The 13,158-nt window shown below is 38.5% G+C and carries 11 protein-coding genes; 5 read left to right on the top strand and 6 right to left on the bottom strand.

Annotation, left to right across the window (positions count from 1 at the left end; all coding sequences use genetic code 11):
- Positions 1 to 132 precede the first annotated feature (132 nt).
- Complete coding sequence (locus AAC026_RS09030) at positions 133 to 600, bottom strand: hypothetical protein (RefSeq protein WP_339606233.1); 468 nt, start codon at positions 598 to 600, stop codon at positions 133 to 135.
- Between the two features lie 151 nt (positions 601 to 751).
- Between AAC026_RS09030 and AAC026_RS09025 the strand changes: the two genes are divergently transcribed.
- On the top strand, positions 752 to 1,765 hold the full coding sequence (locus AAC026_RS09025; protein ID WP_339697169.1) for a pirin family protein: 1,014 nt from the start codon (positions 752 to 754) through the stop codon (positions 1,763 to 1,765).
- A 239-nt stretch (positions 1,766 to 2,004) separates the two neighbouring features.
- On the top strand, positions 2,005 to 2,931 hold the full coding sequence (locus tag AAC026_RS09020) for a bile acid:sodium symporter family protein (RefSeq protein ID WP_339697167.1): 927 nt from the start codon (positions 2,005 to 2,007) through the stop codon (positions 2,929 to 2,931).
- A 33-nt stretch (positions 2,932 to 2,964) separates the two neighbouring features.
- Here AAC026_RS09020 and AAC026_RS09015 read toward each other — a convergent pair whose 3' ends face one another.
- The gene (locus AAC026_RS09015) at positions 2,965 to 3,552 is read right to left on the bottom strand and encodes a DUF922 domain-containing protein (protein ID WP_339697165.1); all 588 of its coding nucleotides are present in this window, start codon (positions 3,550 to 3,552) and stop codon (positions 2,965 to 2,967) included.
- Positions 3,553 to 3,716: 164 nt separating this feature from the next.
- Between AAC026_RS09015 and AAC026_RS09010 the strand changes: the two genes are divergently transcribed.
- Positions 3,717 to 5,069, top strand: coding sequence for a DEAD/DEAH box helicase (locus tag AAC026_RS09010; protein WP_339697163.1), 1,353 nt, complete (start codon positions 3,717 to 3,719; stop codon positions 5,067 to 5,069).
- 296 nt (positions 5,070 to 5,365) lie between these two features.
- On the opposite strand, the gene AAC026_RS09005 is transcribed toward AAC026_RS09010, so the two are convergent.
- The 3 genes from AAC026_RS09005 to AAC026_RS08995 form a co-directional block, all read right to left on the bottom strand.
- Positions 5,366 to 7,105, bottom strand: coding sequence for a M14 family metallopeptidase (locus tag AAC026_RS09005; RefSeq protein WP_339697161.1), 1,740 nt, complete (start codon positions 7,103 to 7,105; stop codon positions 5,366 to 5,368).
- 8 nt (positions 7,106 to 7,113) lie between these two features.
- Positions 7,114 to 8,733: a M14 family metallopeptidase gene (locus AAC026_RS09000; protein WP_339697159.1), complete on the bottom strand. Its 1,620-nt coding sequence runs from the start codon at positions 8,731 to 8,733 to the stop codon at positions 7,114 to 7,116.
- A 173-nt stretch (positions 8,734 to 8,906) separates the two neighbouring features.
- Positions 8,907 to 9,911: a zinc-binding dehydrogenase gene (locus tag AAC026_RS08995; protein ID WP_339697157.1), complete on the bottom strand. Its 1,005-nt coding sequence runs from the start codon at positions 9,909 to 9,911 to the stop codon at positions 8,907 to 8,909.
- Positions 9,912 to 10,286: 375 nt separating this feature from the next.
- On the opposite strand from AAC026_RS08995, the gene AAC026_RS08990 reads away from it, so the two are divergent.
- Positions 10,287 to 11,387: a hypothetical protein gene (locus tag AAC026_RS08990; RefSeq protein WP_339697155.1), complete on the top strand. Its 1,101-nt coding sequence runs from the start codon at positions 10,287 to 10,289 to the stop codon at positions 11,385 to 11,387.
- Positions 11,388 to 11,473: 86 nt separating this feature from the next.
- On the top strand, positions 11,474 to 12,055 hold the full coding sequence (locus AAC026_RS08985) for a DUF3347 domain-containing protein (RefSeq protein ID WP_339697153.1): 582 nt from the start codon (positions 11,474 to 11,476) through the stop codon (positions 12,053 to 12,055).
- A gap of 125 nt (positions 12,056 to 12,180) precedes the next feature.
- On the opposite strand, the gene AAC026_RS08980 is transcribed toward AAC026_RS08985, so the two are convergent.
- Positions 12,181 to 12,813, bottom strand: a complete 633-nt coding sequence (locus AAC026_RS08980) for a hypothetical protein (RefSeq protein WP_339608838.1) — start codon at positions 12,811 to 12,813, stop codon at positions 12,181 to 12,183.
- Positions 12,814 to 13,158: the final 345 nt, after the last annotated feature.

Here is a 13,158-nt window from a genome sequence, read left to right as displayed (position 1 = left end):
CGCACAAATCAAGGCGGAAGTTAGAATATAAAAACTAAAAAGTCACTATTGACTTTACCCAATAAAAACCTTAAAAAGACTCGATTATTTGTAAATCGAGCAGAAATGAAAGCAACCTGATTAATTTTTAGCTTATGATCTGCGTACAGAAAGGATTTTGACCAAATAGAAAAACCAGAAGATCAATAGTACGGGGCCTATGTAAATATAAATACTGAGTGCGTCTAACTTAAGTTCGTTCATATTCATAAAACCTAAAAAGAACACAATTGTAGTGAACATAATATTTAGGATTCCTGCAAAACCTTTGATCCAAGTGATTACATCAAGCTTTAAAGCTCTGTTTCGAATACCAACGCCATCTTCTGACGACTTAATTTTTTTAAGCACTTTAATGAATGATACACAGATTACATTGGCGACTAGAAAGATTATTACGCTTGCAAAAAAGAAAGTATTCTTATCTACGATTTCCACAGCAGTACCATCTCCATCAAATTTATAAGAAACTTGACCTGCTAAAGACGCATAAGCCCAAATAAGGGCGGCCAAAAAGATGAGATAACTTGACGTTCTTATAAACCCAACTAACTTGTCCATTCGATTTTAATTTGGCGCGAAGATAACAATTGTAATCATTTAAGGCATGGATATCATTGTATATTGACTCCATTTACCACTAATTTAATTGAAGGGAGCAAAAGGAAACCTTCTGAAATATTTATATGTTGGTACATCTAAAAATGACATTATGACCAATTCTATATTATCTATACAGCCCCTTTCATTCCCTTGGCAAACAAGTGATCCGTTCCTATTCTGTGCTTTTCACCACGACAATTACCCAAAGGGAAATGGCCAAATGGGGCCAAAAGCAAATCTTTCAGGTCGAAACTTAGGTTCGGACTTTGCAGGAAAAGACGGCTGGAGCATGTATCACGGGCAAACTGTACCCGGTTTTCCTGCCCATCCACATCGAGGTTTTGAAACGGTAACCATTGCGGAAAAAGGACTTGTAGATCATTCTGACTCTTTAGGTGCTGCTGGCAGATTTGGTAATGGTGATGTACAATGGATGACGGCTGGCAAGGGCGTTCAGCATTCAGAAATGTTCCCCTTGCTGAATGAAACTGACGAAAACCCATTGGTCCTTTTTCAAATATGGCTAAATCTGCCAAAGGCGAGTAAAATGGTAGAACCACATTTTGCCATGCTTTGGAGTGAAGATATTCCTGTATATACTCATACTGATGAGCACGGAAACACTACTAGCGTGAATATAATCAATGGTGAAATTGAGAATTATAAATCGCCCTCTCCTGCCCCTGACTCTTGGGCTGCCAAGCCAGAAAATGAAGTTGCTATATGGACAGTGATTTTATCGCCCAATGCGGAATGGAAATTACCTACTGCTTCAGCAGGAATAAATAGAAGTTTGTACTTCTACGCAGGCGAGGACATGGAAATAGATGGGAGCCCCGTGAAAAAAGGAAACATGATTAAGGTGGATGCTACAAAAGCAACAATACTTAAAAATGGCAACGGAGAGTCTAAACTCTTAATGCTACAGGGAAAGCCGATTGGAGAGCCAGTAGCGCAATATGGCCCCTTTGTAATGAATAGTAATGCTGAAATTCAGCAAGCAATGAGCGAATACCAAAACACTCAATTTGGTGGCTGGCCTTGGCCCAAGCATGACTATACCCATGAGAACGGCAGAGGCCGCTTTGCCTTACACGCTGATGGAAGGGAGGAAATAAAGTAGAAAAGAGGTTTTAATTAAACCTCCCAATCTTTTTTATGATTACTAACTTTCTTGTTAGGAAGAATAGATGGAGAAATGATGGCAAATACGAACAAGGCCAATACAAAACCGATAATCATCATAGCTTTTAAATTTGATGCGAAATTGGCGAATTCTTCTTTATCAAGAAAGTAGAAATAAAGATTATTGACCTCAAAAGTCAAATTTGTTATGATCGGGTTCTTCTTTAGATTTGACGAATGTCTACACTAGAAGAAGTCAGGATCAATTTTACCAATGATAGCGTTGGCCTGCTAAATTTTTGTTTGGGGTTTATTATGTTCGGGGTTGCCCTTAACCTTAAAAAAAGCAACTTCAGTAACCTACTTAACAATAAGAAGGCCGTTTTAACAGGCCTTACCAGTCAGTTTATTTTGCTTCCAGCGTTTACCTTTTTGGTGGTTTTGATTATAAAGCCTCATCCAGGTTTGGCGCTAGGAATGATCTTGGTAGCAGCTTGCCCTGGCGGAAACGTGTCCAACTTCTATTCTATGGTAGGAAAAGGCAATGTTGCTCTTTCCGTTACGCTCACAGCCATTGCTACTGTTGTTGCTGCTTTTACTACTCCATTCAACTTTAGTTTTTGGGGTGGTTTATTACCAGAAACTTCTGAACTAATTCAGAGTATTGGCTTAAGCTTTACCCACATGTTCAAAACGGTATCTCTAATTTTAGTACTCCCACTATTCTTGGGCTTAATGGTAAGCAGCAAAATTCCTAGAATAGCAAGTCTAATAGAAAGGCCAGTCAAGGTGATTTCCTTTCTTATTCTAATGGCTTTTGTTGTCGTAGCCACAATTGATAACCTTGATGTTTTTAAAAACTACATCCATTATGTTGTTGCTCTCGTGTTGCTCCACAACCTAATGGCTTTGGGAATTGGTTACTTCACAGGCAAACTTTTCAGAAACAGCGAGCAAGATTGCCGAACCATTTCAATTGAAACTGGAATTCAGAATGGTGGGCTCGCTTTAGTATTGGTATTCAATTTTTTTGATGGAAACGGGCCAATGGCACTATTGGCTGCTTGGTGGGGTGTTTGGGATATTTTCTCTGGCTACATTATCGCCTCAGTTTTTGCCTATCGGTCAAAAAAATCAACGACCAAGTTGGAGATGATTAATTAATATTTAAATATAAACATAATAACATATGTTAATTTATTTTACCTTCTCTAAACTAGAGGCTACTTGCTCCTTCCATTTTGCCTGCTCAAGCTTATTCTTTCCATGATTACTCTCTCTATCATATCTTCTTGAATAAACATTAAATTCATCCAGAATACGTTTAATCTCAGCTTTATAAACACCAGCCTTTTTCTCCTTTTTCTGCTGAAGTTTGATAATTTCTGCTTCAATTTTCCTTCTATAAAGTTCGGCTATATCAAAATGGAGCTGTTCATGACCTAACAATTCTAAGTTGGTGGTGTCCGATGTCCATGAATTAGGCTTTCTAAAAAGTACCTTAATTTCAAATTCTGGTAGTCCGTTCCTTAAGTATCCTTTAACGGAATGCTTCACCATCGTTAATGCCATGCTGCCTTTGAGCCTGATGCGCCTGTAAGTGTAATCCTTCCATTCTAACGGACGCGATTCACTCCACTCAATCATTGCATCGGCCTCGATTGTTTCTTCTAACTGCCCAAAAGCTGGCATTGCAAAAACAATCAGGAAAACTACCCAGTACAACTTTGACAAACTGCCATTCATGTCGAAAACTACTTTAACGATTTCAAATCTCCAATTCATTAACGCACTGCCAGCAGTATTTAGACTTCCTTAAACTCTTTTTTGCACACCGAAATCTAGAATTGGGCTATCTATTGTTTGATATGAGGCTCGTGTTTAGAAGATTTCCTGACCTTACTAATTGCTAATTAAGATATCCCTATTTTTGCAAAAATATTTTCTTCATGGATAACTTTGAATCGCTCAACCTTTCTACTCCGCTTCGGAACGCCATTGATGATTTGAATTTTGAAAAGCCTACCCCTATTCAATCAGAAGCCTTTCCTGTAGTATTATCTGGAAAAGACCTGGTGGGAATTGCGCAAACAGGCACGGGAAAAACTTTTGCTTACATGCTTCCCTCCCTGCGCGACCTGAAGTTTTCTAAGCAAACTACTCCGCGTATTTTAGTGGTTGTTCCTACTCGCGAATTGGTATTACAGGTGGTGGAGCAAACCAAGCTATTGGCCAAATACATGAATGTTCGTGTTTTGGGAGTTTATGGTGGAGTGAATATCAAAACTCACATGGCTGAAGCCCTTGAGGGCTGCGACATTCTAGTAGCCACACCTGGCCGATTGTATGATTTGGTGCTTAGCAAAGCGCTTTCCTTAAAAAGCATTAACAAGTTAATTATAGATGAAGTGGATGTAATGCTCGATTTGGGCTTTAGATTTCAGCTTCAGAATATTTTCGACTTACTTCCAGAAAGAAGGCAGAACATTATGTTTTCGGCCACTATGACGGACGAAGTGGATGCGCTGATTAACGATTACTTTATTACTCCCGCTAAAATCTCTATTGCTGTAAGTGGAACTCCACTCGACAATATTGCGCAACAATGTTACCCCGTACTTAACTTTTATACCAAAGCCAATCTTCTTACCTACCTTTTAGAAAACAAAGATGAGTTTAAGAAGGTATTGGTTTTTGTGGCGAATAAGAAAGCAGCGGATAGACTGTATGAGCTATTAGAAGAAACCTTTATGTCGAAAGTTGGGGTAATTCACTCTAACAAATCGCAAAATTATAGAATCAGATCTATTGAAGACTTCGACCAAGGCAGCACCCGAATCTTAGTGGCTACCGATGTGATTGCTCGTGGATTGGATTTAGAGCAAATCACTCATGTAATCAACTTTGATACGCCTAATTTCCCTGAAAACTATATGCACCGAATTGGGCGAACTGGCCGTGCTGAGCATGAGGGCAAAAGCATTCTATTCTATACTGAAAAGGAAGAAGCGGATAAAGAGGCCATTGAGCTTTTAATGGGTTATGAAATCCCTACCCTTCCTTTTCCAGAAGAGGTAACAATCACTAGAAAACTAACTCCTGAGGAGCAGCCAGTGGTAATTGAAGTCCATAAAAACCACAAGCAATCGAAGCATATGCCTGGCCCAGCTTTTCATGAAAAGAAGGAGAAGAATCAAAAGGAAAATCAAGGTGGTTCATACAAAAGAACCATTGAGGCCAAGTATAAAAAACCTAGAACAAGGGGAGATAAAAATCAAGCGAAAAAGAACAAGAGAAGGTAGATTCTCCCTGTTATGCTTTGGCGTGTTATGAATTACTGAATTTAAAAATAGTACATTGAACAAATTTAGAAATCATGGCCAAATCTCAAGACGCAAAAAAGTCGACAAAAAAGGAGGCATTAAAAACCCCTAAAGAAAAGAAAGAAGCAAAAAGAGAAAAGAAGGGTAAAAAGAGCTACGATTAGATTGGTCTTAACCCCTCTATAAAAGCAGCACTTTCATTTGCTCTTATAAAACATAAAAAAACCGGAGTCTCCTCCGGTTTTTTTATTCATTCAATCTCTAGTTAAAATAGCTTAGTTGGTTACAACACCACCTTTTGCACTATCTATTGTAATTTTTGGAGTTCCTTTTCCTGATACAATCCAACGCAAAGTTATAGTACCGTTACCTGGAATATTCTCCAAAACCATTTTAGCTGGATCTACTTTTTGCTCTGTGCTAAGACCTAAGTCTAAATCCTGAACAACCATACCGGCTTGAACATCAACACCTGAAATGGTTACATAATCAGGTCTTTCGATTTTATATTTTAAATCTTGAGAAGCGTGAGTAGGCATCAACCTATCGTTTTTAATTACTACAGTAATTTCTCTAAGTCCTCCACCTAAATCTTTTTCCGTCACCTTATCCACACTAATTAAAGGCATGTGGTGTGCATGATAGAGTGCAAAGGCCATATTTCTGTGAAGCTCTTCTTCTAACAAGAATCCAGGGGTTGCTCTTCCAAAGTTTTTCTTAAAGCCACCAATCTCTACCTCACCATAAGTTGGGTGATTATAAGTAGCCCAAGGAGTAAAAGCATCACCTGCTAATAATTCTCTATCAAAGTCATAACTCTCATCTCTTCCACCTCGCTCATTTTTATAATATGCAAAGCTGGTGAAAATCTCATTGGTGAAAGTGTAAATACCTCTACTTCCGTAGAACCAATCTAACTCTCCACCAAATACAGAGTACAAATCTTTGTACACGGTTAAGTAGCGGTAACCTGGCAGCATTTTCTGTCCTTTCTGTCCAATAGCATCATAAATTCTAAGGTCAGCACGGTTGTAGGTAGCAAGATCTTCTTCAGCTCCAGGGCCTCTTAAAATCATACCTCCAGAATTATGGAAACTTTGTGCACCTGCAATATTTGGATGTGCCATAACGAAATCGGCTACAGCGCGATTTTCTGGTGCACTGAAAGGGTACATTAAAGCACCACGCTGAATATAATCAGGTTGCCATTTCCATGCCCAGTCTCTGTTTGGATCATATACCCCTGGTCGGTCTTCATTCACCCTTCCGTCACCGTCATTATCGATTCCTTCGGAACCTAACATTTCATAACGCTGTGCAGTAGTAATGTCATCTGGCCCAATTTGGATCATTTTTCGTGGATCAAGCGGATCTACAATGAAATCGCCATACTCACTTTTTCTACGCATACTGGTTACAGAACCGTCACCGTCTAGATCATCAAGTCCATCTTCGTCTACCAAACCGTCACGGTCATCATCCAAAGGCATCATGCCCGAACGAGGTGAACTCCCTGTATTCGCTTGTTGCATGTAATGATTCCTTGCATCAGGATTGATGGTTGGAACAATGTAAAAAATGCGATTATCAAGCATATCAGTAATGTAGTCTACATCACCAAAGTTTTCAGTTAAGTACCAAGCGGTATAAATAGAAATTTCTGCACCTTGAATTTCATTTGAGTGGATATTTCCATCGATATAAAAACCAGGCTTTCTATCTGCTGTTCCTTTTTTGAAATTAGTTACTTGAAGCATCCAAATATCACGTCCTTCATAAGATTTACCTATTGAAATACGCTTTACCAAATCAGGGTGTGCTGCGGCTATTTTCTTAGATATCTCAGCCAATCCTTCTGAAGTATAATAGCGATTAAAAGCTATGTTTACTTTAGGGTTGTGAGGAGAACCTGCTGCCCTAAAAACTTCATCGGCATTCTGTGCAAAACTGGTTACTGGTAGTGTTAAACCTACCATGATTAAACCAGCGAATAAGTTTGATATATATCTTTTCATCGGTTTTCTTATTTAAGGTTTACAGTAACATTGTCAACACCTGCATGTGGAGCACCAGCTTCGATTTGAACTGATCCTTTTCCTTTCACAAGCCAAGTAAATTGTTGCGATCCATCACCATCAAGGTTGTTAATAGTCATGATTTTTCTTCCAGAAATGGCTTCTTGATCCTTACCAAGCTTCAATTCAACTATTATAGGTCTTAACCAACGGGAACGAGTTCCCATTTGGGTATGAGTTGGTAAAGTACCGGCATTGTAAACGTCTACTGTTATTCTTGTCATTCCTTTTCCAACAGCTTCAGATTTAAGGTTCACCAATTTAACATCGGCTTGCATGCCTACTAGTTCAACAATAAAATCGTTGTTCTTTTTAGAAGCTTCTTCTACCATTGACATTGGAGGATTATTCATTTTAAATGGCGCAATACCACCTACTTCTACCTTTTGATTTGGGAAATCAGGGTGACTGATTTCTTTCCAATCGACAAAGTAATTGCTTAGGTTTTCTTGTGCTGCCCATCTTAAGAAGTTTACTTCTTGGTTTTTGTCTTTGTTGGCTACTGCTCCTTCTTCATCTTTTACTGTAGGTGTCCACCATCCTGGTGTTCCTAAGCTCAATCTTCCGAAGTGGAAATAAGCCCACTGTAAGAAGTCACCACCTTGTTCGCCAGAAGCTGGTGCGTTTTTCATACCTGTAGTTTTATTATAAGCATCTGAAATGAATTTATTCAAATCAGCATCTTCGCTTAAAATACTAGTCACTACTCTTTTAGATGCTCCAGCACGATTAAATTTCCAAGGGCTAGAAAGGTTATTACCTGGGCCAAATGTGAAAACCCCATACAGGTTCCACTTGGTGTAAAGTAAATCTAATAGGGCTCTGTTTTCTTTTTCAGAAACAGAGTGTTCGCCAGAACCGGCTACAAAGTACGGGTACTCATAGGTTAAATTTTTTCTAAAATGAACTCCACCTTCGCCATCTTCATTGAAGCTACCGTCTTTGTCATTATCCATTCCTTCGGTGAATATTTTATACTTACCTTTTTCACCTTCAGTTTTATTAGCTTTAATCATTACGCGGCTATCAGCAGGGTGCGTAATCCAGTCACCAGTAGCATCTTCAACACGCATCCAAGTAATAATACCGTCACCGTTTAAATCTTCAAATGGATCTTCGTTCAGCTTTCCATCACGGTCATCATCCGTTTGCTTTGCATTGCCACTTCTTTCGTACTTCAACTTTGCGAAATACTGCTCAGTAGCATCTGGGCTCATGTTTGGGAATACATAAAAAGTAGTATTCTCTAAAACACTCGCATTATCCTTCACAATACCTTCGGCAAAACGAACTGCCATTTCTACTCCAAGAACATGAGCACCTTCTACCCCACCGACAACGGCCATAGCTGGTTTGCTATCTACATCGCCTTTGCCAAGTGTCAGCATCCAAATATCCTTGCCTCCATCGGTTTTTGTGATTGATTCTAATTTTACATCGGGTGAAGACCCGGCCAACTGCTTCAGTCTTTGTGCAAGCTGATTAGCGTTGTTGTAGTCTTGGGCTTGTAGTGAAACACTAAATAAAAATAGCGCCCCTAATACCCATTTTTTGACTTTCTGGTTCATAGGCTAATTAAAAGTTTGTTCAATTAAACCATGAGTTTACGGAAAAAATAGGGTTCAAAAAATCGAGGATTAATAAATGCAATCAATTCCTCTGTTGAATGGTAGTTGATCGGGTTAGATGGAAGGAGCAACAACAAGCAAATTCAGAGAAAATAGGCTCGCAGTTTTTCAAGTCAGTCTTTCATGTTCACCACCAACTTCCCAAAAGTTCCACCATTTTTTATAGCATCAAATGCAGAAATGATTTCTGAAAATGGGCGGACTGAATCTAAAATAGGCTTGATTTTATGTTCATTGATGAAGGCAACCATCTGCTCAAATTCTTGATCGTTGCCCATGGTGGAACCTTGCAGGGTAATCTGATTCCAGAACATGCGGAACATGTCTAGTTTTTGTGGAGTGCCATTGGTAGCACCATAAAAAACAATTCTTCCAGAAGGTTTCATCATTTTAATAAAGTCGTTGAGCTGATCTCCGCCTGCGCTGTCGATGACTACATCGAAACCACCAGAAGATTGGAGCGCTTCTTTCTGCCAGCCTTCGGCTTTGTAATTAAACCCAGCCTTTGTGCCTAAATCTATACAAGTTCTGATCTTATCTGCACTTCCTGAAGTAACATACACATTGGCTTGAGCCGCCAAAGCGTACAACATAGCAAACTGCGCTACGCCTCCTCCAGCTCCCGAAATCAACACATTTTGACCTGCCGACACCTGACCTTGAGTAAACACAGCCCTAAAAGCTGTAAGTCCGCCCAAAGGAATAGAAGCCGCTTCTTCCCAGCTTAAATACGTTGGTTTTTTATAAATTTTTGAAGCCTCAACTTCTACATATTCAGCAAAGGTGCCATTAGTCGGCATTCCTAATATGTGGTATGCTTTCGACTGTACCTTTGGGTTTTCTCCCCAATCTATATTTGGATTGATGATGACTTCATTCCCAATTAAATCAGATGAAACACCAGCACTAACTTCTTCTACAATTCCAGCGCCATCAGAACCTAAAATCGTGTTCATCTGAATATTTGGGTATTTTCCTTCCCTTATCCATTGATCACGTCTGTTTAAGGCAGCTGCCTTTAGCTTAATCAAAACCTTTCCTTCGGTAGGGACAGGTTTTTCCACTTCTAACAATTGAATTTTGTTTTCTGGATGATCTACTAATACAAGTGCCTTCATTTTAACTTCTCTGTATATTTAGATTATGCTTTCAAAGCTATGCTTGTTTTTGCAAGTCGCAAAACATGAAGCTATAGAAATCAGGAACTGTAAGTAATTTTCAGTTCTATTCATACAAGCCTGTCAACATTCCATTACAGCGTTTTTTAACATTTTAAATATCTCCAAGTAGAGAATACTTTACAAGTATATTGTTTTAACAAAAATTGGCATACGAGTTGTAGACGAGAAATCAGTTGGACGTTTGGCGGCATGCTCACTTTTATTTAATACAATCACAACCCTCTCAGGGAAGTAATTTTTAAAGAAGCATGCAAGCAAACAGAAGGCACAAAAACTCAAATTATCTCAATGTATAAAACTCTAAAATTGAGCATGGCTGTCATAGTGATGGCTGGATTGCTCGCCTGTGAAGAAGACGGAACTAACCCTAACAATGATTCTAATTCTACACCACCACCTTCTTCTTTGATTAAGGCTAATTTTGAAAATAGTATTGTCAACCTAAAGGAAAATGATGGTTCCTTGACCGTGCGAATTCAATTATCAGCCGAAGCTGAAGAAGATTATACCTTGGTATTAAATTTAAATGATGCCATTGGTCAAGGCAGCTTCTCTACAGAGCCAGCCTTGAAACAAAGTCAAATTGATTTAGAAATCCTCGCTGGCCAAACTGTGGCAGAATTTAAAGTGATTCCTCAAGACAACGATTTATTATCTGGTCATAGCACCCTTAAGTTTAGAATAGTTGATGGGATTTCTGCGGTTGGCGGTGATTCAGATAACATCGAGATCAATATTCTGGATGATGAACTTTTTGGCAAAGCGCAATCTTTTGAATCAGCGGCTAGCGGCTGGAAAACCAAAAGAACATTCGTGTATGATCAACAAGGTCGTGTGAGCAAAGTGAATTGGACATCTGAGACTCCTGGAGCTAGTGCAGGCACAGACACCTATTATTATGATGCGAATGGTATGATTGAAAGGATCAACTACTACCCTAGCCAAGACGAGTATTTTATTAAGCAGAATGGAAGAATAATTCGGTCTGAGAAAATTGAATACGGTGTCAAAAAATCTTATATAGAATATGATTATGATTTTATGGGTAATGTAGCTGGTAGAGCAGACTATTACCTTCAATCTAATGGTTCATATGAACTTAGCTTAATGTTTGTTTACCTATATTTTCAAGACGGTAACTTGTACAAGCAGCTCGCTTATTACCCAGCTCAGAACGGTGATTTGAAATTGACCTCTACTCGTACTTACGATCACTACTTAGACAAGGTAAACCCATTTCCTGTGAATGAAGTAATTCCTACTATTAAAACACAAACAAAGTTACCTGCTTCTTATCGAGTGGAAGAAAACGATGTAGATCTATTGTATCAATTCGATTACGAGTTTAACACGAATAGTGAAGTGACCAAAAGAACTACCAAAGGTGAATCAACACTATACTTTTACTATTAATTAACCATCAACGGAAAAGTATCAAGAGTAATTCAACCCATCATAAATTTGAAAAGTTCTTGGTACAAACTGTTTCTTATTAAACTATGGTAAATGTAAAAACTCAAAGGCCGGGCATATTATATGCTTTGGCCTTTTTACTCTTTGCTTGCCAGCCAGAAAAGAGTAATCAACTCCAAGAAAACAAACCCTCTGCGGTATATCCTTACTTTAAAGAGCCTAAAGTCAGCTTTATTTACGAGCGCTATTTAGATATTAAAGGAGCATTGGTGGCAGGAAATGCTGAAATGGCACAAAAAAGTGCTAATGTATTTCAGCTTTCAATTGGGTCATCTTCAAACCTATCAGACTTAGCAAAAAGCATAAAAAGGGAATCTGAGATAGATAAACAACGTAAACTGTTTACAACGTTAAGTATTGAAGTCTTAAAACTATTAGAAAAACACCCACTGGTAAATGGGAAGGTCTTTGCCTTTCGATCTATGAGTAACAGCAGCGAAGTTTGGCTAGCCAATGAAGCCCGTGTGAATAGCCCTTACGATGGAAGCATTTCTAACGGAAAGTTGTTCAAGGTTTTGGGTAAGGAAGAGCACGCTGCTCCTGTTAAAAACAGTCTAAGCGGCCTAGTTCAGAGAGGCTATAGTCTCTTTCCTACTAAGAAATTATAGCCATACCGCCCTTTCAGGGCTGAATTAACTTTTATACTGATATGGAATGGGCTGCGCCCATTCCTTTGTTATTTCGCCCCGATGGGGCTATAAAAAGCAAGTCTTATAACGGAAAAAGTTTTAAGTCAAAATCCAAGCTGTCTTTTCAATGGTAAGCCCTCAGGTAGAATAAAAAAAGCATCTTCCAATTCCATTCTTTCAATCCTACTTGCAATACTTATGACATTGTATTCGGCATTCTCAACAATCGTTTTTAAAGGTAAAGATTTAGTTTTTTCAACATAAAAACTCCAACCTCCAAACTTGTGATCTTTAAACAATTCAGCGTTTATTGAATACTTTGAGTTAAAATAATAAGTCGTTTTACCAGTTTCGGTAACCACCTCAAGCACATCACATTCAATACCTAATACTTCCTCCTTATTATCTAGAAATTTAAAACTTACCAATGGAGCTTCTTCAAAACCACCATCCACCCAGTATAATGTATCTGAAACAGTCATTTTACTATACAATCTATTTTGGTCTACATCGTATAATTGCCATTCAAAATACTGACCATTACTGACTGATTTATAATGATTGCTTTTAATAAAATAGTCCTGAGTTGAGCCCATTAGCATCCCTATCTGTTCATTACTGACATTTGGTATCTTACTCTCATAAGTCACTTTATAAGTTATCTTACCTTCAAAATCTTGAGCACACACAGTACTAAAAGAGACAGCAAGAAGCACCATAATTAATCTAAACTTCATCTTTATTCATTTAAAAGTTCAGTAAACATCCAGTGATCAAAAATACTAAGTCTATTCATAACTCAATACTCAATTATTTAAAAAGCGGCCAATTGGAAGCGTCATTCCGTAGGAATCTTTTCACGCTCCACAAGCAAGCTTTTCTATGTTTCTGAAAAGACCTCCGAAGCTTCGAAGCAGGATGACTTAGAGTAAACCATAGGTTCTCCCGTTTTAGACCTTTCTTGGTCAAGGGAAGAAAAAATAAGATATACTATTAGGTAAAGCACATTAAAGCCAGAACACCTGTCAGGTTTTGAAAACCTGACAGGTGTTTACTCAGTGAAACCTTTGGCGATGGACTAT

The organism is uncultured Roseivirga sp. (assembly GCF_963973945.1).
GTDB lineage: Bacteria > Bacteroidota > Bacteroidia > Cytophagales > Cyclobacteriaceae > Roseivirga.
This window is presented reverse-complemented; position numbering and strand designations above follow the sequence as displayed.